The sequence below is a fragment of the Roseobacter sp. HKCC-CH-9208 genome (assembly GCF_037805125.1).
Taxonomy (GTDB): domain Bacteria; phylum Pseudomonadota; class Alphaproteobacteria; order Rhodobacterales; family Rhodobacteraceae; genus M30B80.
This window is the reverse complement of the sequence record NZ_JBBLYK010000001.1, coordinates 1,726,515-1,749,643: the sequence shown is the minus strand read 5'-3', so window position 1 is coordinate 1,749,643 and position 23,129 is coordinate 1,726,515. Positions and strand designations below refer to the sequence as shown.

The 23,129-nt window shown below is 57.9% G+C and carries 13 protein-coding genes, 1 tRNA gene and 1 pseudogene; 8 read left to right on the top strand and 7 right to left on the bottom strand.

What is annotated here, in order from left to right; genetic code table 11:
- Window positions 1-103: 103 nt before the first annotated feature.
- The 6 genes from AAC621_RS08765 to rpoD all read left to right on the top strand — a co-directional run bounded on the left by AAC621_RS08765 (window position 104) and on the right by rpoD (window position 9,254).
- Window positions 104-1,357, top strand: coding sequence for a sarcosine oxidase subunit beta family protein (locus tag AAC621_RS08765; RefSeq protein WP_340254414.1), 1,254 nt, complete (start codon window positions 104-106; stop codon window positions 1,355-1,357).
- A 14-nt stretch (window positions 1,358-1,371) separates the two neighbouring features.
- A complete protein-coding gene (locus AAC621_RS08760) occupies window positions 1,372-1,647 on the top strand; it encodes a sarcosine oxidase subunit delta (RefSeq protein WP_340254411.1) in 276 nt (91 codons plus the stop codon).
- The gene (locus AAC621_RS08755; RefSeq protein WP_340254408.1) at window positions 1,637-4,576 is read left to right on the top strand and encodes a sarcosine oxidase subunit alpha family protein; all 2,940 of its coding nucleotides are present in this window, start codon (window positions 1,637-1,639) and stop codon (window positions 4,574-4,576) included. Before AAC621_RS08760 ends, AAC621_RS08755 begins: the two co-directional genes overlap by 11 nt.
- Window positions 4,569-5,132 (top strand): sarcosine oxidase subunit gamma, encoded by a 564-nt coding sequence (locus AAC621_RS08750; protein WP_340254405.1) that lies wholly within the window; start codon window positions 4,569-4,571, stop codon window positions 5,130-5,132. The genes AAC621_RS08755 and AAC621_RS08750 overlap by 8 nt, the downstream gene beginning before the upstream one ends.
- A gap of 78 nt (window positions 5,133-5,210) precedes the next feature.
- On the top strand, window positions 5,211-7,163 hold the full coding sequence (gene dnaG, locus AAC621_RS08745) for a DNA primase (protein WP_340254402.1): 1,953 nt from the start codon (window positions 5,211-5,213) through the stop codon (window positions 7,161-7,163).
- A 93-nt stretch (window positions 7,164-7,256) separates the two neighbouring features.
- Window positions 7,257-9,254 (top strand): RNA polymerase sigma factor RpoD, encoded by a 1,998-nt coding sequence (gene rpoD / locus AAC621_RS08740; RefSeq protein ID WP_340254399.1) that lies wholly within the window; start codon window positions 7,257-7,259, stop codon window positions 9,252-9,254.
- Between the two features lie 58 nt (window positions 9,255-9,312).
- On the opposite strand, the gene meaB is transcribed toward rpoD, so the two are convergent.
- Entirely contained in the window at window positions 9,313-10,302 is a 990-nt protein-coding gene (gene meaB / locus AAC621_RS08735; RefSeq protein WP_445322501.1) for a methylmalonyl Co-A mutase-associated GTPase MeaB, read from the bottom strand.
- Window positions 10,303-10,387: 85 nt separating this feature from the next.
- Here meaB and hrpB point away from each other — a divergent pair, with 85 nt between their 5' ends.
- Window positions 10,388-12,796 carry an ATP-dependent helicase HrpB gene (gene hrpB / locus AAC621_RS08730; RefSeq protein WP_340256424.1) on the top strand — a complete coding sequence of 803 codons (2,409 nt, stop codon included), beginning with the start codon at window positions 10,388-10,390 and terminating at the stop codon, window positions 12,794-12,796.
- A 2-nt stretch (window positions 12,797-12,798) separates the two neighbouring features.
- Here the strand turns inward: hrpB and AAC621_RS08725 are convergent, their stop codons facing one another.
- Window positions 12,799-15,093, bottom strand: coding sequence for a xanthine dehydrogenase family protein molybdopterin-binding subunit (locus AAC621_RS08725; protein WP_340254396.1), 2,295 nt, complete (start codon window positions 15,091-15,093; stop codon window positions 12,799-12,801).
- Between the two features lie 210 nt (window positions 15,094-15,303).
- Between AAC621_RS08725 and AAC621_RS08720 the strand changes: the two genes are divergently transcribed.
- A complete protein-coding gene (locus tag AAC621_RS08720; protein WP_340254393.1) occupies window positions 15,304-18,207 on the top strand; it encodes a valine--tRNA ligase in 2,904 nt (967 codons plus the stop codon).
- Between the two features lie 68 nt (window positions 18,208-18,275).
- On the opposite strand, the gene AAC621_RS08715 is transcribed toward AAC621_RS08720, so the two are convergent.
- The 5 genes and pseudogenes from AAC621_RS08715 to AAC621_RS08695 form a co-directional block, all read right to left on the bottom strand.
- Window positions 18,276-18,352, bottom strand: a tRNA-Met gene (locus AAC621_RS08715).
- Window positions 18,353-18,422: 70 nt separating this feature from the next.
- Window positions 18,423-18,827: a Cu(I)-responsive transcriptional regulator gene (cueR, locus tag AAC621_RS08710; RefSeq protein WP_340254390.1), complete on the bottom strand. Its 405-nt coding sequence runs from the start codon at window positions 18,825-18,827 to the stop codon at window positions 18,423-18,425.
- The gene (locus AAC621_RS08705; protein ID WP_340254387.1) at window positions 18,827-21,265 is read right to left on the bottom strand and encodes a heavy metal translocating P-type ATPase; all 2,439 of its coding nucleotides are present in this window, start codon (window positions 21,263-21,265) and stop codon (window positions 18,827-18,829) included. The genes cueR and AAC621_RS08705 overlap by 1 nt, the downstream gene beginning before the upstream one ends.
- Window positions 21,266-21,334: 69 nt before the next feature.
- Window positions 21,335-21,790 (bottom strand): annotated as a pseudogene (locus AAC621_RS08700) (sugar phosphate nucleotidyltransferase).
- Between the two features lie 113 nt (window positions 21,791-21,903).
- Window positions 21,904-23,109 (bottom strand): aminopeptidase P family protein, encoded by a 1,206-nt coding sequence (locus AAC621_RS08695; protein WP_340254384.1) that lies wholly within the window; start codon window positions 23,107-23,109, stop codon window positions 21,904-21,906.
- Window positions 23,110-23,129: the final 20 nt, after the last annotated feature.

Sequence of the window (23,129 nt, the reverse complement as noted above, 5' to 3'; positions counted from 1 at the left end):
GCCCCCGAAAGAGGTCGGCAAAATACCTGAGTTTGTCGCAACTTGACGAAACCCTTCTGCGCTGCTGTCCTAGGGTGAGCCTAGGGACAAAGGGAGAGGTCAGATGCGCTATTCAGGCCTTCGTGTGATCAGCGAAGGATTGCGAGGGCAAAAATCATGGACGCGCGCGTGGCGCGATCCTGCTCCAAAAGCGCAGTATGACATGATTATCATTGGCGGTGGCGGCCACGGTCTGGCAACCGCCTATTACCTCGCCAAAAATCATGGCATCACAAATATTGCCGTGCTTGAGAAGGGCTATTTGGGCGGTGGCAATATCGGTCGTAATACCACCATTGTGCGCGCAAATTACCTACTTGAAGGCAATTCTCAATTTTACAGCCATTCCCTGAAACTGTGGGAAGGGCTAGAGCAAGACCTGAATTACAATGTCATGCACAGCCAGCGCGGCATCATCAACCTGTTCCATTCAGACGGGCAACGTGATGCCTTTGCGCGGCGCGGGAATGCGATGATCAATCAAGGCGATGATGCGATCTTGTTGGATCGCGATGAATTGCGGCGCATGATCCCCTATCTCGATTATGATCAAACACGTTTCCCAATTTTTGGCGGGCTCTACCACAAACGCGGCGGCACAGCGCGGCATGATGCGGTGGCTTGGGGCTATGCCCGCGCGGCGGATCAACGCGGTGTAGACCTCATCCAGAATTGCGAAGTCACAGGGATTGATGTGCATCAGGGCCGCGTCACGGGTGTCCAAACCACGCGGGGTGCAATTAGCGCACGCAAGATTGGCGTTGTGGTGGCGGGACGCAGTTCTCAGGTGGCCGCAATGGCAGGCCTGCGCTTGCCCATTGAGAGCCATGTGTTGCAGGCCTTTGTCACCGAAGGGCTAAAGCCTGCAATTGACCATGTGATCACTTATGGCATGGGGCATTTCTATATCAGCCAGTCTGACAAGGGCGGACTGGTCTTTGGCGGTGACCTTGATTTTTATGCATCCTATGCCTCGCGCGGGAACCTGCCCACCGCAGAGCATGTGGTGGAAACAGGCATGACGCTCATGCCGATGATCGGACAGGCCAAAATGCTGCGCTCTTGGGGCGGGATTATGGATATGTCCTCGGATGGCAGCCCCATTATCGACAAAAGCCCGATAGAGGGCCTCTATTTGAATTGTGGGTGGTGTTATGGCGGCTTTAAGGCTGTGCCGGGATCGGGTTATGCCTTCGCGCATCTTATGGCCACAGATCAGCCGCATCAAAGCGCCGAGCGCTTTCGCCTCGACCGGTTTGAGACGGGGCGGGGCCTCATGGATGAAGAAGGCCGCGGCAGCCAACATAATTTGCATTAGAGATCGAGACGGTTATGCGTATCCCCTGCCCCATTTGCGGCGAAAGAGACAGCCGCGAATTTCGTCCCAAAGGCGATATTACATATGCAGATCGCCCTGCGGCTGAGGCGGGCGTGGCGGCGTGGCACAGCTATCTGCATTTGCGAGACAATCAACCGGGCCAAATCGTTGAGATTTGGCGCCATGCACACGGCTGCGGGGCGTGGATATCTGTAACTCGAAACACAGTCAGCCACGCCATCCTAGGGGCACAGTTGCTACGCGATCGAGGGCAAGATCATGCGGGTTGAGGGCAAAGGACGGATCAATCGCGACAAGCCGCTCAATTTTACCTTTGACGGCAAAACCTATCAGGGGTTCGAGGGCGATAGCCTTGCCTCTGCCCTTCTGGCCAATGATGTCGCATTAGTCGGGCGCAGTTTCAAATATCACCGCCCCCGCGGGATCGTGACGGCAGGCTCGGATGATCCAAACGGCTTGGTTGAACTGTCACGCGGGCCATATGGGGCCGCAATCCCGAACACACGCGCCACAATGCAATCCCTCTATGAGGGGCTTGTTGCGAACAGTCAAAACCATCTTGGGCCGCTTGGGTTTGATCTTTTGGCCGTGAATGATCTGGCCGCGCCCTTCTTAAGCGCGGGGTTTTACTACAAAACATTCATGTGGCCGCGCCGCTTTTGGGAAGCGGTTTACGAACCCCTGATCCGCCGCGCAGCGGGTTTGGGCCGCTTGTCCCGCGAGATGCAGGCAGAACCATCTGAAAAGGCCTTTGGGCATTGTGATCTTCTGGTCATTGGCGCTGGCCCTTCGGGCCTGACTGCCGCCCTTGTCGCGGCTGAGGCGGGCGCGGATGTGATCCTTGTTGACGAGAACACAGAACTCGGCGGCAGGCTTTGGCTTGAGGATGCTGCAATTGACGATATGCCTGCGCAAACTTGGCTCGCGCAGATATCGGCCAAGCTTTCTGCCATGCCCAATGTGCGGATCATGCCGCGTTGCACAGTCACGGGGGCCTATGATGGTGGCACCTATGGCATGATCGAGCGCGTGGGACTTGAGCACGCCCCGAATGGCACTGTGCCACGCGAATGTTTCTGGCGCATCACTGCGCGCGCTGCGATTTTGGCCACAGGCGCTGTTGAACGGCCCATCGCATTTGCAGACAATGATCGCCCCGCCATTATGATGGCAGGCGCAATGCGATCCTATCTCGACCGCTACGGCGTCTTGCCAGCGCGCAAAATCGCGCTGTTTGTCAGCACGGATCAAGGACATCGCGACGCGCTTGCCTTGCAGGCCGCGGGGGCAACCCTTGCCGCCGTCATCGATCCGCGCAGCGATGCGCCTGCGCTTGGCGATTATCCCCTTTATCGTGGTGCGGAGGTCGTGGCGACACGCGGCCGCACGCGTATCTCGGGCATAACCATTCGTGATGCCGCGGGAAAAACCACCGATATGGACATAGGCGCTTTGGGAATGTCTGGGGGATGGAACCCCAATATTCACCTTGCCTGCCATATGGGCGCCCGCGCAATTTGGAACGCGGAGAAATCCTGTTTTCTTGCCCCTGAGGGCGCGGTGCCTGCCCTGCATTACGCAGGCAGTGCTGCAGGATATTTCAGCACTGCCGAGTGTTTCACCTCGGGGTTTGCAGCGGCGATCAATGCCCTGTCCGAATTGGGCCTGACGGCCCCTCATACGCCCTGCCCAATCGCCCCCGCTTCGCGCGAGACAGCGAGGCCCCATTGGGTGGTTTCTGGCAAAAAGCGGGCATGGATTGATTTTGCCAATGATGTGACCACCAAAGATATCCGCCTTGCCGCGCAAGAAGGGTATCAATCGGTCGAACATATGAAGCGCTACACGACCCAAGGAATGGCGCCCGATCAAGGACGCAGTTCAAACACGACCGCGATTGCGGTTTTGGCAGATGCCACGGGTCGTGGAATTTCCGAGACTGGCACGACAACCTATCGCCCGCCCTTTGTGCCCGTGTCCCTTGGTGCGTTTGGCGCGGGCGCGCAAGGCAAAGGGTTTGCACCCGAACGCCTGACCACCAGCCATGCAGCAAGTGTTGCCCGCAATGCCCCGATGGTGGCCACGGGCCTGTGGTATCGTGCATCCTATTTCCCACAAAATGGCGAGACAACATGGCTGGAATCCTGCAACCGCGAGGTGGGCTATGTGCGCAATACGGTCGGTGTTGTCGATGTTTCCACTTTGGGCAAAATCGCCGTTTCTGGCCCTGATGCCGCGCGGTTTCTTGATTTTGTCTACAGCAATACGATGTCGACCCTGCCAGAGGGGCGTGTGCGCTATGGTTTGATGCTGCGCGAAGATGGGTTTGTTATGGATGACGGAACCTGCGCGCGGGTAGGCCCCTATGACTATGTGATCACCACGACCACTGCCGCCGCAGCCGAGGTCATGGCGCATCTGGAATTTGTGGCGCAGGTCTTTTGCCCTAATTGGAAACTCAGCCTGACCTCTACAACAGAGGCTTGGGCGCAATTCGCGGTGGCAGGGCCAAAGGCGTTTGACCTTGTGGCGGGTCTGACCACAGACCTGCGCCGGGATGAATTGCCCTTTATGGGATGGGTCGCGCGGGATGTTTTGGGCGTGCCTGCCCGCATTTTCCGCATCTCTTTCTCAGGCGAGGAAGGGTATGAAATCGCGGTTCCCGTGGGCTATGGCGCAAGCCTTTATGACGCGCTTATGCCCCGCGCCGAAGCGATGGGGGGCGGGCCTTATGGGGTCGAGGCCCTCAATGTCTTGCGTCTTGAAAAGGGCTTTATCACCCATGCCGAAATCAATGGCCGCGTGACCGCGGGTGACTTGGGCATGGCGGGGCTATTGTCCAAGAAGAAAAGTGATTTCATCGGCCGTGCAGGCGCGGCGCGCGAAGGGTTGCTTGACCCTGCGCGCCCCGCATTAATCGGGTTGCGCCCTGTTGATGGCCAATCAAAAATTCTTGCAGGCGGGCATTTGTTCGAGGCCGATTCAAAACCCAGTCGGGAAACCTCAAAAGGCTACGTATCTTCCGCCTGTTTCTCGCCAACCTTGGGCCATCCAATCGCACTTGGCTTCTTTGTGGATGGGCGCGCACGACATGGGGATCAGGTGAAAATGGTTGATCATCTACGCGGGCAAGAAACCCTTTGCGAGATTTGCCCGCCTGTCTTCTTTGACCCTGACGGAGGGCGGATGCGTGACTGATCTTTCCCTAGCCCCAGTTGTAACGGGCCCCAGTGAAATCTCTCATGGCGCGACTCAGCTCAGCATTGATGCCCCCCAAAACATCACGGCACTCTTGCCCCATCCAAACTGCCTTAATGCGGTGAACACGATCCTGAAATCTGATTTGGGCCTAAAATTTCCTGCGCCTAGTGAGGTCGTCACAAATGACACACTGCGGCTGATTTGGAACGGGCTAGATCATGCGCTTCTTTTGGGGGCTTCAGCCCCCCTTGCCCCCTTGGCACCTTACGCGCTTATGGCAGATCAAAGCGGGGCTTTGGCGCGGTTCACGCTGACAGGGCCTGATCTGGCCGAGGTTTTGGCGCGGCTTTGTCCTTTGGATCTGCGCCCGACCGCCTTCGGGCCACGGCGTTCTGCGCGCAGTTTATTGAGCCATATTGATGCGCTATTTGTGACAGCCGATGACGGAGATCACATCGAGATATTTGTGATGCGATCCATGGCACAATCAGCCCTGACCGAACTGACCCATGCTATGCAAGGGGTGGCAGCGCGCAGATCAGCCGCGCTGTGAATTTGCCCACAGGGTTCTCCACAGAGGATCGCGCGGCGGCATCTGGACAGCGCCTGCGTTCGCGCAGATACTCGCCCCATGAGTTTACCGCCTGGATTTTTGGATGAATTGCGCACCCGCATCTCGCTGTCGCAGGTGGTCGGGCGCAAAGTCATGTGGGACAACCGCAAATCCAATGCGGCCAAGGGGGATATGTGGGCCCCTTGCCCCTTTCACCAAGAGAAAACCGCATCCTTCCATGTCGATGATCGCAAGGGGTTTTATTATTGTTTCGGCTGTCAGGCCAAAGGCGATGCAATCAGCTTTGTGAAAGATACTGAAAATGTCAGCTTCATAGAGGCGATTGAAATCCTTGCGCGTGAGGCAGGTATGCCCATGCCAGAACGAGATCCACGCGCACAGGAAAAATCAGACGCGCGCGAGAAATTGGCACAGGCCACCGAGGCGGCGGTGCAATTCTATAAGCTACAGTTGAAATCCTCTGCGGCCCGTGACGCACGGGATTATCTTGAAAAGCGGGGCATAAATGAAGCCACGCTTGCGCGATTTGAAATCGGCTTTGCCCCATCAGCACGGCGCGGGGCCTTTGAGGCATTGCAGGCCAAAGGTTTCGCTGCCGAGGATATCATCACCGCAGGGATTGCCAGCAAACCCGATGACGGTGGCGCGCCCTATGATGCGTTTCGAGATCGGATCATGTTTCCCATCCGTGATCCGCGCGGGCGCTGCATCGGCTTTGGTGGGCGCGCGATGGATCCGAACGCACGCGCCAAATATCTCAACAGTCGCGAGACACCTCTGTTCGATAAGGGGCGCGCCTTGTTCAATCACGGCCCCGCCCGCGAAGCCGCGGGCAAGGGCCAGCCTTTGATCGTGGCAGAAGGCTATATGGATGTCATCGCGCTATGGCGTGCAGGGTTTGAGGCGGCGGTGGCCCCGCTTGGCACCGCCATCACCGCCGATCAATTGCACCTCATGTGGCGCATTTCGCCCGAGCCGATCATCGCCCTTGACGGGGATAAGGCGGGCTTGCGCGCCGCAATGCGCCTGATTGATCTAGCCCTGCCCATGTTGGGTGCGCAAAAATCCCTGCGGTTTTGCATCCTTCCTGAGGGCCAAGACCCTGATGATCTGATCCGTGCCAAAGGGCGCGGCGCAATGCAAACCCTGATTGACGGGGCGCAGCCCTTGGTCAACCTCTTGTGGCAGCGCGAAACCGAAGGCCGTGTTTTTGACAGCCCCGAACGGCGCGCCGAATTGGACAAATCGCTGCGCCGCGCCACGGCACAGATCCAAGATCCTGATTTACGCCACCACTACGATACAGCATTCAAAGACCTCAAATGGCAGCTGTTCCGCCAAAAACGGCAGAGTTCGGCAGCACCTAAAACAGCCCGCAGCCCCCGCAAGGCTGGGTTTATGCGCCCTGACCTCCCTCTCGAACCTTTGGCGGAAACCCTTGCCTCGGCCCTCGCATCAGGGGCAATTAGCGAAAAAGATCTGCGTTGGTCGGTCATCTTGGCGTTGTTGTGTCTTTACCCCGCCTTGCTCGATCATTTTGAGCCGCAGCTTGACCGACTACACCCTGAGCTGGAGGAATATCGCCGCCTGAGTGCGCATCTTTTGGGGACGCGATGCCGTGACAAAGAAAGCCTTAACCAAGAATTAGAGGCTTTTGGGTTATCTCCCCTTCTTGAAAATCTGCTCTCAATGGGCCATGTGCGCATCACACCGCCCATTTTATCGCAGGGCGCGGAAGACAAAGCACGAGACTGCCTCACGGAGGAATTCGCGAAACTGGCCGCGTGGCATGGGATCGACCATGAAATGGCCGAAGCCCTTGAGGGGTTGGATCGCACCGAAGACGATCCGCACCTGTCATGGCGTTTAACTCAGGCCTTAAAGACGTTACAACAAGCCACAAAGCCGAAAAGAAACGACCAAGCGGATGCCAGTGAAGACACATCTGCATATTCAAACCGCCTGCGCCACTTGATAGAGGAGCGCGTGTGGGAGAAGAAAAAACGTTAATCCGCTTTGCGAATCACTGATTCGCACTACAATGATTTCAGGTGCAAGCGTCAGCCGACCTTGGCCGAGCTTGAACGAAAAGGATAATCGCCGATGGCCAAAGACAGCGATGACGGCAAACCCGAAGGCGAAGAGACCGAAATCGGTCTAGATATGAGCCAAGCTGCCGTTAAAAAAATGATCGCCGAGGCCCGCGCACGTGGCTTTATCACCTATGATCAATTGAACGCTGTCTTGCCGCCTGAACAGGTCTCCTCTGAACAGATCGAAGATGTCATGTCGATGCTGTCTGAGATGGGCGTGAATATCATCGAAGATGATGAGGTCGAGGACGAGGAAAACAAATCCTCAGGCGGTGAGTTAGTGGAAACCTCCACCTCGCGTGAAGTGGCCTTGGCCAGCAGCGAGACCGAAAAACTGGACCGCACAGATGACCCTGTGCGAATGTATCTGCGCGAAATGGGCAGCGTTGAGTTGCTCTCGCGTGAAGGTGAAATTGCGATTGCCAAGCGCATTGAAGCGGGCCGCAACACCATGATCGCAGGGCTTTGTGAAAGCCCCCTGACCTTTCAGGCGATCACCATCTGGCGGGACGAATTGCTAGAAGAAGATATTCTTCTGCGGGATGTGATTGACCTAGACGCCACATTTGGCCGCTCAATCGGTGAAGAAGACGATGATGCGCCCGTGGTTGGTGGTTTGGATGGCGACAACCGCGACAGCGGAAGTGCTGCATCGAACCAGAGTGACGAGCAAGAATTGGACGCGGATGGGAACCCAATCGCCCGCGATGATGACGAGGACGAGGACGATCAAGCCAATATGAGCCTGGCCGCGATGGAGGCCGCCCTTAAGCCACGCGTTTTGGAAACCCTGGATCGTATCGCCAATGACTACATCTATCTGGCCGAAATGCAGGACAAGCGTATCTCGGCCACGCTTAACGAAGATTCGAGCTTTGATTCGGGCGATGAGGCCACCTATCAAAAACTGCGCGGCGAGATTGTGGAATTGGTGAATGAACTGCACCTACACAACAACCGTATCGAGGCGCTGATTGACCAGCTTTACGGCATCAACCGCCGCATCATGTCGATCGACAGCGCCATGGTGAAACTGGCGGATCAGGCTCGCATCAATCGCCATGAATTCATCGAGGCCTATCGCGGCTATGAACTTGACCCCACATGGGTGGATCGCATGGCCGAAAAACCTGGCCGTGGGTGGCAAGCCCTGATGGAACGCTCCCGCGATAAGGTCGAAGACTTGCGGGCCGATATGGCTCAAGTTGGCCAATATGTCGGCCTTGATATCAGCGAATTCCGCCGCATCGTGAACCAAGTCCAAAAGGGCGAGAAAGAGGCGCGTCAGGCGAAGAAAGAAATGGTCGAGGCAAACCTGCGCCTCGTGATCTCCATCGCCAAGAAATACACCAATCGCGGCCTGCAATTCTTGGATTTGATTCAAGAGGGCAATATCGGCCTGATGAAGGCGGTGGATAAATTCGAATATCGCCGCGGCTATAAATTCTCGACCTATGCGACATGGTGGATCAGGCAGGCGATCACGCGTTCGATTGCGGATCAGGCCCGCACCATCCGCATCCCCGTGCATATGATTGAAACGATCAACAAACTGGTGCGCACGGGCCGTCAGATGTTGCACGAAATCGGCCGCGAACCAACGCCCGAGGAATTGGCCGAAAAGCTACAAATGCCGCTTGAGAAAGTGCGCAAGGTCATGAAAATCGCCAAGGAACCTATTTCCTTGGAAACCCCGATTGGGGATGAAGAAGACAGCCAGCTTGGCGATTTCATCGAAGACAAGAATGCCGTTCTACCCTTGGACAGCGCCATTCAGGAAAACCTGAAGGAAACCACGACCCGCGTTCTGGCCTCGCTCACGCCGCGTGAAGAGCGCGTGCTGCGAATGCGCTTTGGCATCGGAATGAACACCGACCACACACTTGAGGAAGTGGGGCAACAATTCAGCGTGACCCGCGAACGCATCCGCCAAATTGAGGCGAAGGCGCTGCGGAAGCTGAAACATCCAAGCAGATCACGGAAGTTGCGGAGTTTCTTGGATCAGTGATGCACGGCCTGCCTTGGCTTTTGTTGATCGCCAAAGTCGCGCTCATACGGAAAACGGCCTAAGGGGCCATTTTGCCCAAAATCTCCGCCGCCGCCGCATCGGGGCTGATTTTGCCCTCTGCCACATCACGCACGCGGGTCTCGATGGCGGCGCGGATCGTCTTATCCTCGCGCAACCGCGCCAATAACCCGTCGCGCAATTCTGTCTCGAACCAATGGGCCGCTTGCGTGGCGCGGGTTTCTTCCCAGACGCCCGCCGCCTGCCGCCACTGGGCCAAATTTTGCATCTCGACCCATGCTGTCTCAATCCCTGCCCCTTCCACGGCAGAAACGGCCAGTGCCTTGGGGAACCCTTCGGGGTCTTGCGGGCGTTTGCGCAACAGCCGCAGCGCGCCTGCGTAATCGGCCACTGTGCGGGTTGCGGTGGCACGCAAATCACCATCGGCCTTGTTCACCAAGATCAGATCGGCGATTTCCATGATCCCGCGCTTGACCCCTTGCAATTCATCCCCGCCTGCAGGCGCCAAAAGCAGCACGAAAAGATCGCACATCTCGGCCACCATAGTTTCGGATTGACCCACGCCCACTGTCTCGATCAAGACCACATCAAACCCCGCCGCCTCACAAAGCGACACCGCCGCGCGGGTGCGGCGCGCCACGCCGCCGAGGCTTGCCTGACTGGGTGAGGGGCGGATAAAGGCAGAAGGCACGCGCGAGAGCTGCTCCATCCGTGTCTTATCGCCCAAGATTGACCCGCCTGAGCGCGCAGAGCTTGGATCAACCGCCAAAACCGCAACGCGCAGCCCTGCATCGGTCAGCATCATCCCAAAGGCCTCGATAAAGGTGGATTTCCCAACACCGGGCGTGCCCGAGAGGCCGATGCGCAGCGCCTCACGCCCATGGCCGCGCAGCGCGTCCAAAAGTGCGGCCGCCTGCGCACGATGATCGGCGCGGCTGCTTTCGACCAAGGTCACGGCACGGGCAAGCGCACGGCGTTCACCCGCCAAAATCCGATCCTTGAGATCGAGAATGTCCAATTCTGCCGTCATCGGGGCTGATTACTCCTTGACCTTACAAGGGCTTTTCTGCCTGTTCGGCCAAGCTACGTCCACCCCGAAAGATTTTTGCCGCCCTATGCGCCTGCCGATTGATGATATCCTGCCCGAGTTGATCGCCGCCCTTGCGCGCGCAGGCCGCGCCGTTTTGCAGGCCCCGCCCGGCGCAGGCAAAACCACCCGTGTGCCCCTTGTCCTGCTTGAGGCGGGGGCGGTGCAGGGTCGTATCCTCATGCTTGAACCCCGCCGTTTGGCCGCGCGTGCCGCTGCCGAACGCATGGCGCAAACCTTGGGCGAGGGGGTGGGGCAGACCATCGGCTACCGCATGCGCGGCGACAGCAAAACAGGCCCCTCCACGCGGATTGAGGTTGTGACCGAAGGCATTCTCACCCGCATGATCCAAGACGCGCCCGACCTGCCTGAAATTGGCGCGATCATATTTGATGAATTTCACGAGCGGTCGCTCAATGCTGATCTTGGCCTTGCCTTGAGTTGGGAATTACGCAGCGCGCTTCGGCCAGATCTAAAGATCTTGGTCATGTCGGCCACATTGGATGCGGCCCCCGTGGCGGCACTCCTTGATGACGCGCCCCTTGTCACATCAGCAGGCCAAGCCTTTGAGGTGGTGACCCATCACCTGCCCGCCCCCCTGCCGAAGGAGACGCGGCTTGAGCGCGCGATGGCCGATCTGATCCTGCAGGCCCTGCACGAAACGGACGGGGGCATCTTGGCCTTTTTGCCGGGTCAAGGCGAGATTGCGCGCACCGCAGCCCTGCTTTACTTACCCCGCGATATTCGCCTGCATCAACTTTATGGGGCAATGCCCTTGGCCGCACAGCGTGCGGCCATTACCCCCGAGGCAGATGGTGCGCGAAAATTGGTGCTTGCCACATCTATTGCAGAAACCTCACTGACCATTGCGGATATATCTGTGGTCATCGACAGTGGCCGCGCGAGGCGCGCGCGGTTTGACCCCGCCTCAGGCATGACGCGGCTTGTGACCGAACCCGTCAGCCGCGCCGAGGCGGATCAACGCCGTGGCCGCGCGGGTCGCGTCTCGGCAGGCATTTGTTATCGAAATTGGACGAAGAGCAGCGAAGGCGCACTGCCCGCTTTCCCCCCCGCAGAAATCGAGGCCGCCGATCTGACGGGCTTGGCATTGGAGCTGGCCCTTTGGGGCAGCGCGGATGGTTTGCCTTTTCTTACACCGCCCCCTCTGGGCGCTCTGGCTGAGGCGCGGGCCTTGTTGCAGGGGCTTGGGGGGTTGGACGCCGAAGGACGGATCACGCCCCATGGGCGCGCGATGGCGGCAATGCCCTTGCACCCGCGTCTTGCGCATATGCTGTTGTCTGGGGATGCGCGCGCCGCCCGTATTGCGGCCCTTTTGGGCGAGCGTGACCCCCTACAGGGGCAAACTTCGCAAAGTGATCTGAAACTGCGGTTGCGCCTTTTGGATGAGCCTGCAGGAAAAACCCCTACCCTTGCGCGTATCCGTCAGGAAATGGCGCGCCTCAAACCCTTGGCCAAAGGTCGCGCGTTAAGTGACGCGCAATATCTGGCTTTGGCCTATCCCGACCGCATCGGGATGCGCCGCAAGGGGGATGCCCCGCGATACATTCTGTCAGGTGGAAAAGGTGCCATCTTTGACGCAGGCGATGAATTGGCAGGCGCGCGCTTGATTGTTGCGAGTGATCTTGATGGCAACTCTCGCGAAGCCCGGATCAGGGGGGCGCTTGCCCTGACCGAAGCCGAGTTGCGCGACATCTATGGCGATCAAATTGCATGGCAAAAGATTTGCGACTGGAACCCGCGCTTGCGGCGCGTTGAAACCAAGCTGCAAGAACGCTTTGGCGCACTCATCCTAGACGAAAGGCATGACCCTATTCCAGACCCAGAGGAGGTTGCAAAAGCCCTCTGTGCGGGTATTCGCGACCTTGGCCTGAACGCGTTAGGGTGGACACGTGGCGCAAAATTTCTGCGGGCGCGCATTGCCTTTGCGGGCTTGGCCGATGTCCGCGATGAGGCGCTTTTGGCACGGCTTGAAGAGTGGGCTTTGCCCTTCCTCGGCACAGCGCGCACCGCAGATGATCTGGGGCGGTTCGACCCAAGCGAGGGGCTAAAGCTGTTGGTGGGATATGAGGCCTTAGCCGAGCTTGATCGTCTTGCACCTGCACATTGGACAACCCCCTTGGGGCGGCAAGTCGCGATTGACTATGGCGATGCCCAACCCGCCATTGCACTGCGCATCCAAGAAGTCTTTGGCGTGACCGAGCATCCGCGCATAGGGCCAGACCGCTTGCCCATTAAATTCACGCTGCTCTCTCCTGCGCAGCGCCCTATTCAGGTGACGCAAGATCTGCCGCAATTTTGGGAAGGCTCTTATGCGGATGTGCGCAAGGATATGCGCGCGCAATATCCTCGCCACCCTTGGCCCGAAGATCCACGCGCGGCTGACCCAACCCTGCGGGCCAAACCGCGCGGGACATAACCCTATTCTGCCGCAATCGCGCGGGTGGCTTCGATGGCCTCCCACAGGCGGGCGGGGGTAAAGGGCATCTCAACCTTGGCCCCCATATCCGCAAGCGCATCATTGACAGCATTGGAAACTGCCGCCAACGCACCCACTGTGCCTGCCTCGCCGCAGCCCTTCATCCCCAATGGGTTCGCGATTGAGGGAACAGGGCGGATGGAGAAGCCGATAAACGGCATATTATCGGCGCGCGGCATCGCGTAATCCATGAAGGTTGCTGTCAACAGCTGACCATCTGCGTCATAAACCACGCGCTCGCAAACCGCCTGACCAATCCCCTGCGCCACGCCACCATGCACTTGGCCCTCGGCCAACATGGGGTTCATCATATTGCCGAAATCATCTACCACAGTGTAGCGATCCACGGCCATCACACCTGTTTCGGGGTCAATCTCGACCTCTGCGATATGGCACCCATTGGGATAGGAACGTCCGGGCAGTTTGACATATTCCTGCACAACACACAGATCCGCACGGCCCGCACCGCGCGCGGCCTCGGCAGCCTCTAGCAGCGTTACCACCACATTTGATCCAGGCGCGCGGAAGACCCCTTCATCGGCATCGAAATTGACATCATCCGCATCGAGATGATCCGCCATGAAATCGCGCAAGCCACCGATGAGGCTGTCGCCTGCGGCGCGCAGCGCCATGCCCTGCACAGTGACCGAGCGCGATCCACCCGTGCCGCCACCCATTTCGATCAAATCACTATCGCCCTGCACGATCTCAATCGCCTCAAGCGGAAGGCCCGTTTGATCATGGACAAGCTGCGGATAGACCGTTTCGTGGCCCTGCCCGTTTGATTGCGTCCCGACATAAACGCGCGCGCCTGCATCAGTGAGTTCGATCTTGGCCCGCTCATCGGGGTCGCCTAGGATTGACTCGATATAGTAACAAATCCCCGCGCCGCGCAGTTTGCCCTTGGCAGCGCTGGCCGCACGGCGTGCATCAAAGCCTGATAGATCCGCTTTTTCCAAAGCACGATCCAAAAGCGCCCCAAACTCGCCCACATCGTATAGCTCCCCCGTTGCGGTGCGATAGGGCATCTGATCGGGGCGAATGAAATTGCGCCAGCGCAATTCGGCGGGATCCACCCCCAAGACGCGGGCAGCGTGATCCATGCTGCGCTCAAGGCAGAAAATCGCCTCAGGGCGCCCCGCCCCACGATAGGCATCGACCTGCGCGGTGTTTGTAAATACCGCACGGTTGCGGAAAAATACATTTTGAATGTCATAGGTGCCCGTCAAAACGCGGGCGAATAGGTTTGATTGGATCAGCTGCCCATATTGCGAGACATAAGCCCCAAGGTTCGACCAACTGTCCAAATGATAGGCCACGAGGCGATAATTCTCGTCAAAGCCAAGCTCGCTCACTGTGACCAAATCGCGGCCCGCGTTATCGGCCAACATGGCCTCGGTGCGATCGGACATCCACCGCACAGGGCGGCCCAGATGGCGGGCGGCCATCGCGGTTAGGAAATATTCGGGATAGCCCATGGTCTTCATCCCGAACCCGCCGCCTACATCGGGCGTGGTCACACGGACTTGCGAAGGATCAATGCCAAAGAATTTGGATAGATCACCTTTGGTGCCCCAGACCCCCTGACCATTTACGCCCAGATGGATACGCTCACCCTGCGGTTCCGCGAAACACCCACGCGGCTCGATTGAATTGACGATGATGCGGTTGTCTTCGATGCGCAGACTGACACGATGTTTGGCCTGCTCCATCGCAGTTTTAACAGCCGCCTCATCGCCATGTTCCCAATTATAGGCCACGTTATCGGGCGCTTCGTCATGCAGCGCCGCGCCGCCTGCAGAAAGATCTAATTTCACGGGCAGGTCATCAATATCCAATTCGATCAGTTCAGCTGCATCGCGCGCCTGAGCAAGGCTATCTGCCACGATGAAGGCCACGGCCTCGCCCACAAACCTCACACGCGAGGTGGTCAGGACGGGGCGGCGCGGGGCAGCCGCATCGCTGCCATCGCCGTTTTTCACAGTGACATAGCGCATCGCATTCAGATACCCCGCCGCCTCGATATCAGCGCCCGTGATGATCATATGCACCCCATCCGCCGCACGCGCGGCATCAAGATCAAGGGTGGTGATAGTGCCATGTGCAACAGGGCTGCGTAGCACGAACCCCACCAAGGCATCCTTTGGCGCAATATCATCAATATAGCGCCCCTGCCCCGTCAAAAGACGAGCATCTTCAAGGCGTTTCACCGATTGGCTTGATCCAAACTTTTTCATGATCCCTCCTACTGGCACGGCGCTGAGCTGCGAAACGCGCCTTCGCTTATGTTGCACAGTAGCGGGCCAGATCGATCTGTCCAGTCTCGCCCGCCGCTTTCTCACGATTTCCCGTAGAGAAGCGCCCCCTTGCCCCTTGGCCTCACCCGCCCCATTGGGTAAGGGAGGCTCTGAGAAACCACACGCAGATGCAGCCCGAAGGCGGATCAAATGGAAAAGACATTCGACGCAAAATCAGCCGAAGCGCGGATTTCCGCGAAATGGGAAGCAGGGGAATGCTTTAAGGCAGGGGCCAATGCCAAAGCAGGTTCCGAGGCGTTTAGCATCATGATCCCGCCCCCCAATGTGACGGGCGTGCTGCATGTGGGCCATGCGTTCAACAACACGCTGCAAGATGTGCTTGTGCGGTGGCATCGGATGCGCGGCTTTGACACGCTGTGGCAGCCTGGCACCGATCACGCGGGCATCGCCACGCAGATGGTGGTCGAGCGCGAATTGGCCAAGGAGGGCAAATCGCGCCGCGATATGAGCCGCGAGGAATTCCTCTCTCATGTTTGGGCGTGGAAAAAGAAATCTGGCGGCACGATCATCGAACAGCTTAAGCGCCTTGGAGCCTCCTGCGACTGGTCACGCGAGGCCTTCACCATGTCAGGCGCACCCAATGCGCCCGCAGGCGAAGAAGGCAATTTCCACGATGCTGTGATCAAGGTCTTTGTAGATATGTATAACAAAGGCTTCATCTATCGCGGCAAGCGGTTGGTGAACTGGGATCCGCATTTCGAGACTGCGATTTCCGATCTTGAGGTCGAGAATATCGACCAGACAGGCCATATGTGGCATTTCAAATATCCGCTCGCGGGTGGGGCCACCTATGAATATGTCGAGAAGGATGAGGACGGAAACGTCACCTTGCGTGAGACGCGCGATTATATCTCGATTGCCACGACACGGCCCGAAACCATGCTGGGCGATGGCGCGGTGGCCGTCCATCCCGATGACGAACGCTACAAGCCCATCGTGGGGATGCTCTGCGAAATTCCTGTCGGGCCGAAGGAACATCGCCGCCTGATCCCGATCATCACCGATGAATATCCCGACCCGAATTTCGGCTCGGGCGCGGTTAAGATCACGGGCGCGCATGATTTCAACGATTACGGCGTGGCCAAGCGGGGCAATATCCCCTGCTATCGCCTGATGGACACGCGCGCGCATCTGCGCGCCGATGGCGCAGCCTATGCCGAGGCGGCGGCGATTGCGCAGGAAGTGGCCAATGGGGAGAAGACCCTGACTGAGGCCGAAGTGGACACGCTGAACCTTGTTCCCGACCATCTGCGCGGGATAGAGCGTTACGCCGCCCGTGATGCGGTTGTGGCGGAGATCACCGCCGAAGGTCTGGCTGTGATGACCCGCGCCGATGACCCCCGCCTTGGCAAAACTGCGCTGAAACCAGACGCGGAAGGCGCGGATGCCTTGGTGCCTTTGGTCGAAGAAAAGACCATCACGCAACCCTTCGGGGATCGCTCAAAGGTCGTGATCGAGCCGATGCTGACCGACCAATGGTTTGTTGACACCGCCAAGATCGTGGAGCCCGCGCTAGAGGCCGTGCGCGAGGGGCGCACGCGGATCATGCCCGAACAGCACCGCAAGGTCTATTTCCACTGGCTCGAGAATATCGAGCCATGGACGATCTCGCGGCAGTTGTGGTGGGGGCATCAGATCCCTGTGTGGTATGATGACGAAGGCGGAATGTATTGCGCGCCAATAGAGGCGGAAGCGCAGGCGATGGCAGGCGGCAAATCCCTGACCCGTGACCCTGATGTCCTCGACACTTGGTTCTCCTCTGGCCTTTGGCCCATTGGTACGCTTGGCTGGCCTGAAAAGACACCAGAATTGGAACGCTATTTCCCGACCTCAACGCTTGTGTCGGGCTTTGACATCATCTTCTTCTGGGTTGCGCGGATGATGATGATGCAATTGGCCGTGGTCGATGATATTCCCTTCCGTGACGTTTACGTCCACGCGTTGGTGCGCGATGAAAAGGGGCGCAAGATGTCGAAGAGTATCGGCAACGTGCTTGATCCCCTCGAATTGATTGACGAGTTTGGCGCGGATGCGCTGCGCTTTACGCTGACCTCCATGGCGGCGATGGGGCGCGATTTGAAACTGTCGAAAGACCGCATCGCGGGCTATCGCAATTTCGGCACGAAACTGTGGAACGCCGCGCGGTTTGCGGAAATGAACGATTGCAAACCTGTTGCAGGGTTTAATCCAAAATCGGTCAGCCAAACTGTGAACAAATGGATCATCGGCGAAACCGCGCAGGCGCGTTTGGCCCATGACGAGGCGTTGTCGCAATATCGGTTCAACGATGCGGCAAACGGGCTTTATGCCTTTATTTGGGGTAAGGTGTGCGATTGGTATGTCGAATTCGCCAAGCCGCTTTTTGCCTCTGATGACGCGGCTGTCATCGCCGAAACCCGCGCGACCATGGCATGGGTCATCGACCAATGTCTGATCCTTTTGCACCCCACAATGCCCTTCATCACCGAAGACCTGTGGGGCGAGATTGCAAATCGTCCCAAAATGCTGGTGCATACAGATTGGCCCGACTATGGCGCGGAACTGGTCGATGCCGAGGCCGCACGCGAGATGACTTGGGTGATTTCGCTGATCGAAGAAATCCGCTCCGTGCGCGCACAAATGCATGTCCCCGTGGGGCTTAAGGTGCAATTGCTGCAACTTGATCTCGATGCGCGCGGTCAGGCCGCGTGGGACAATAACGCAGCAATGATCGAACGGCTTGCCCGCATCTCGGAGCTGACCCATGCTCATACCATGCCCAAAGGCGCGGTTACAGTTGCGGTTGAGGGCGGCACATTCGGCCTGCCCGTGGCTGATCTGATTGATGTGGCCGAGGAAAAGGCGCGCTTGCAAAAGCTGCTGGATAAATTGGCCAAGGAAATCGGTGGGCTGAAGGGCCGCGTGAACAACCCCAAATTCGTGGCAAGCGCCCCCGAGGATGTGGTCGCGGAGGCCCGCGAAAACCTTGCTGCCCGTGAGGAAGAAGAAGCCAAGATTAAAACCGCCTTCGCGCGTTTGGCGGAATTGGGCTAAGACGAACGCGGCGGCGCACGAGCGCCGCTGCTGCGTCAATCACAGTGCAAAATGTGCAAGGAAGGGCTTGGTAGCGGAGGAGGGACTTGAACCCCCGACACGCGGATTATGATTCCGCTGCTCTAACCAACTGAGCTACTCCGCCAGAAGCATCGCGGAAGTAGGACAAGCGGGGGCAAGCGTCAACCTCAAAATCGAAGCGCCCGCGCAGTTTTTCAATCCACCCGCCCGCTTGGCTCAATCGCGAGATCCTCCAAGATTGGACAATCGGGGCGGTGATCCCCCGAACAGCGCGACACAAGATCGGCCAAGGTCGCCCGCATCGCGGCCAATTTGGCCATTTTCGCATCAATATCCTGCAAATGGTATTGCGCGATCTCTTTCACATCGGCGCTTGCGCGCCCGCGATCCTCGTAAAGGGCCAAAAGCGCACGGCATTCCTCGATGGAAAACCCCAGTTCACGGGCGCGCCCAAGAAAGCCCAGCTTATGCACATCTTGTTGCGAAAAACTACGGTATCCGTTTTCACCACGCGCAGGGGCAATTAAACCAATTTCCTCGTAATAGCGGATGGTTTTGGCGGGCAGGCCCGTGGCCATGGCCGTTTGCGAGATATTCATCAATGCCCCCCCACATGACGCAGGCGTAGCGCGTTCATCACCACAAAGACCGAGCTTGCCGCCATTACGCCCGCCGCCAACATCGGGTTCAAAAGCGGCCCTCCGATCAGGGCCAATGCCCCTGCTGCCACAGGGATCAACGCCACATTATAGCCAAAAGCCCAAAACAGATTCTGCCAAATATTGCACAAAGTGGCCCGCGACAGGGTCATGGCATCCACAACACCCCATGGCGCGCCAGACACCAGAACCACATCTGCCGCCTGCATCGCGATATCGGTGCCACTGCCAAGCGCGATGCCCACATCTGCCTGCGCCAAAACAGGGGCGTCATTGATTCCATCACCGACAAAAACAACGCGCTGCCCCGCCTTTTGCCACGCAGCCACAAGTGCCAATTTATCTTCAGGCTTGAGGCGAGCATGGGCTTCTGTGATGTCCAATTCTGCGGCAAGCGCATCAACCGCAGGCGCCGCATCGCCTGAAAGAAGCGCGATCTTCAGACCCATGTTTTTCAACGCGTCAATCGTGTTGCGGGCATCTTTCTTAGCAGGGTCACGAAAGGCCAAACTGCCGGCATAGGCACCATCCTGTGCCAAGTGAATCAGGCTTGCACCCTGAGGGGGAATGTCTGGGACACTGACACCCAACTCTGCCAAATAGGCCTCTGTGCCTAGGGCGATCTCCGCGCCCCCGACAATCGCGCGGACGCCACCACCGATGCTGTTCTGGAACCCTTGCATCGCCGCGATGGTCAGCCCACGCGCCTCGGCCTCGGCCACAATTGCTTGGGCGAAAGGATGTTCTGATCCACGCTCAACACTTGCGGCCAAGGCAATCAGGCGATCTTCGTTCTGCGCGTTGTAACACGCCATAAGCGCAGGCGCGCCCGTGCTGAGGGTGCCTGTTTTGTCAAAGGCCACAATTTCAGCTTGCCGCAAATCTTGCAGTGCACGCCCCTCACGGAAATGCACCCCCAATTCCGCAGCGCGCCCCGTTCCCGCCATAACAGACACAGGTGTCGCCAGACCCATGGCGCAGGGGCAGGCAATAATGAGAACAGACACGCCAATCACCAAAGCCTGCACGGGGGATGGGCCAAAGACCCACCAAAGCGCCGTGGTTACAAACCCCACAGCGATCACGACAGGCACAAAAACCGCCGCAACGCGATTTATCAAAGATTGAATGGGCAGGCGCGTCATCTGCGCCTTTGTGACCATATCCACGATCTGCGCGAGAACCGTTTGCCCATCTGTTGCAGTCACGCGGTAAATGGCGCTGCCCGCGCGGTTCATCGTGCCGCCCACAACACTATCACCCACAGATTTCGTCACTGGAACAGGCTCGCCTGTGATCATGCTTTCTTCAACCAAGGCCTCGCCCTCGGTCACGATGCCATCGGTGGCAATTTTCTCACCTGGTTTGACGCGGATTAGATCCCCGATCCGCAGTTCAGACGCTGCCACCTGCCGCTCGGCCCCACCTTGCAAGAGGGTGGCTGTGTCAGGGCGCAGTTCCATGAGGCTGCGAATGGCTGCGCCCGCCTGACCACGCGCGCGAAATTCCAAAAAACGTCCTAAAAGGATCAAGGTGACGATGACCGCAGCGGCCTCGAAATAGATGAAGCGGCTGGCTTCTGGGATCAAACCCGGTGCAAATGTGACCACAGTGGAAAAGGCCCATGCCGCCGTGGCCCCCAACGCAACCAAGGAATTCATCTCTGGCGCGCCGCGCAGCAACGCAGGCACCCCTTGGCGGAAAAACACCGCACCTGGGCCAAATAAGACCAAGGTGGTCAGGGCGAATTGCACCAGACGAGTTGTAAATTCCCCAAAGGTCGCAACCTGCCAGTGATGAAATGCGGGGATAAGATGCCCGCCCATCTCCATGATAAAGACAGGCAGGGTTAGGAGCGCCGCCAAGATCAACTGTCGCTTCAGCAGGTGCCCTTCATTCTCTGCGCCGCTCTCGGGCTGCACCTCTGCCGCGGATGGCTCAGGCAGGATTGGATAGCCTGCTTGGCGCATCATATCGGTTAAATCGGAAATGGCCAAATCGGGGGTCGCGGTGACATAGGCCTCTTTCATGGCTAGATTGACTTCGGCTTTGATCACGGCGGGATGGGCATTTAAGGCTTTTTCAGCGCGGGAGGCACAGCCCCCGCAACTGAGATTTTCCACGGCAAAACGCCAGTGAGTGGTCTGCGCAGGGTCAAGCGCAACGGGATATCCCGCCTTGCGCATCGCTGCATCCATCGCCGACAGATCAAACTCTGGCGTGGCTGTCACTTGGGCAGTTTTGGTGGTCAAATTGACCTGAGCAGAACGAACATGCGGCAACGCCGCAAGCGCCTTTTCGGCCCGCGCAGCACAGCCGCCACAAGAGAGGTTCTCAACAGTCAGAGGGATCACGCGCTGCGCTTGGTGGTCTAGCATTCTAAAGGGTCACTTATCATTCAGTTGGGGCATTTCCCCCTTCAGATAAGGGTTCCAGTTACTGGAAGGTCAACCCCCTTTGATGAGTGCCTGCAAATATTGCCCATATTCATTCTTGCCAAACAACTGGGCGCGCGCGGCAAGATCTGCCGCCGAAATCCAGCCTTTGTGATAGGCGATCTCATCGGGGCTGCCTGTCCGCAAACCTTGGCGTTTTTGCAATGTATAGACGAATTCCGAAGCCTCGAGCAGACTGGCATGAGTGCCTGTGTCAAGCCACGCATACCCGCGCCCCATTTGGCAAACATCCAATTGCCCATCGTCAAGGGCGCTTTTGAACTGGGCTTGATCCTACGGGGTGGTGATGATCGCAATCTCGCGGATATCGGCCAACATCAGCACCGAAAGCGGATATTAGATCATAGGCTTATCATAAATCGGCAAAAGCTGTTTCGAGAGAGCCATGGTAATCGGATAAAGCCACGTTCCCGTGCCACCCGCCAAAATGATGCCTTTGCGTGCCATAGATTCCCCGTGCGTTCCGCGGGCCTGATGTCAGCTTATGCTATGCAGGGGGCAAGGTTGAAGCAGAAACTTCAACGGAACGGGGCGGTCACTTGACCGCCCCTTCCGATAGATTACCCCACCACGTTTTCGGCAGGGCCGTATGGATAGCCCGTAATATCCTCGGCCCCATCCTTGGTGATGATCAAAATATCATGTTCGCGATAGCCGCCCGCGCCTCCCATTCCCTCAGGGATTGTCAGCATCGGCTCCATGGAAATCACCATGCCTTCTTCGAGAACAGTGTCGATATCCTCGCGCAGCTCAAGACCTGCTTCGCGGCCGTAATAATGGCTTAACACCCCAAAGGAATGGCCATAGCCAAAACTGCGATATTGCAGCAAATCGCGTTCCACGAAGAAATCATTGATCGCATGGGTGATCTCAGCACAGCTGACACCCGGCTTCATCAGGCTCATACCCAATTCATGCGCCTCGATATTCGCCTGCCAATAACCAAGGCTTGCCGCATCCACTTCGCCCACAAACATCGTGCGCTCAAGCGCGGTGTAATAGCCCGAGATCATTGGGAAGGTATTGAGGCTCAGGATATCGCCGCGCTGCAAAACCCGCCCCGTGACAGGGTTATGCGCTCCATCGGTGTTAAGCCCCGATTGGAACCATACCCAAGTGTCCCGATATTCGGCATCGGGAAAGCGTTTGGCAATTTCCAGCTCCATCGCATCGCGGCCTGCCATGGCGACATCAATCTCGCGCACCCCCGCCTTCACGGCGTCCCGAATGGCATAACCGCCCACATCGGCAACTTTCGCACCTGCGCGGATCAACTCGCGCTCGGCGACAGATTTCACCATGCGCTGGCGCATCGTAGCAGGCGCGACATCGGCGGTGGATTTTGGCGCCAAGAACTCAGTGAGAAGCGCAAATTGGCTCAAGACCAGATGATCGGCTTCGTAACCAACTGCCTTGCCCTGCCCTGCCACATGGGCCACGGCGCGCCAGTAATTGTTGCGCTGCCAATCGGTATAGGTGATCCCATCACAGGCACAGCGCCGCCATGGCTGCCCCGCATCAATGCCCGCAGAGATCACGACCGCCTCAGATGCGGTCACAACCAACGCATAGGGGCGGCCAAAGGCACAGTAGAGAAAACCCGAATAATAGGCGATATTATGCATCGAACTCAGCACAACCGCATCTAGGCCTTGCGCATCCATAATTGCGCGCAGCCCCATCAGACGGGCGTCATACTCAGCTTGAGAAAACGGAAGAATGGCTTTTTCGCCATTGTGGAAACGGAAGAATTCAGGTCGCTGCATCGCCGACCCTCCTTTGACAG

What these genes read in the sequence shown, in the direction of transcription:
- AAC621_RS08705 (WP_340254387.1), bottom strand. Translation starts at nt 21,265, where the DNA reads ATGCTAGACCACCAAGCGCAGCGCGTGATCCCTCTGACTGTTGAGAAC.
- AAC621_RS08725 (WP_340254396.1), bottom strand. Translation starts at nt 15,093, where the DNA reads ATGAAAAAGTTTGGATCAAGCCAATCGGTGAAACGCCTTGAAGATGCT.
- AAC621_RS08755 (WP_340254408.1), top strand. Translation starts at nt 1,637, where the DNA reads ATGCGGGTTGAGGGCAAAGGACGGATCAATCGCGACAAGCCGCTCAAT.
- hrpB (WP_340256424.1), top strand. Translation starts at nt 10,388, where the DNA reads ATGCGCCTGCCGATTGATGATATCCTGCCCGAGTTGATCGCCGCCCTT.
- AAC621_RS08720 (WP_340254393.1), top strand. Translation starts at nt 15,304, where the DNA reads ATGGAAAAGACATTCGACGCAAAATCAGCCGAAGCGCGGATTTCCGCG.
- AAC621_RS08695 (WP_340254384.1), bottom strand. Translation starts at nt 23,109, where the DNA reads ATGCAGCGACCTGAATTCTTCCGTTTCCACAATGGCGAAAAAGCCATT.
- AAC621_RS08760 (WP_340254411.1), top strand. Translation starts at nt 1,372, where the DNA reads ATGCGTATCCCCTGCCCCATTTGCGGCGAAAGAGACAGCCGCGAATTT.
- cueR (WP_340254390.1), bottom strand. Translation starts at nt 18,827, where the DNA reads ATGAATATCTCGCAAACGGCCATGGCCACGGGCCTGCCCGCCAAAACC.
- meaB (WP_445322501.1), bottom strand. Translation starts at nt 10,302, where the DNA reads ATGACGGCAGAATTGGACATTCTCGATCTCAAGGATCGGATTTTGGCG.
- dnaG (WP_340254402.1), top strand. Translation starts at nt 5,211, where the DNA reads ATGAGTTTACCGCCTGGATTTTTGGATGAATTGCGCACCCGCATCTCG.
- AAC621_RS08765 (WP_340254414.1), top strand. Translation starts at nt 104, where the DNA reads ATGCGCTATTCAGGCCTTCGTGTGATCAGCGAAGGATTGCGAGGGCAA.
- rpoD (WP_340254399.1), top strand. Translation starts at nt 7,257, where the DNA reads ATGGCCAAAGACAGCGATGACGGCAAACCCGAAGGCGAAGAGACCGAA.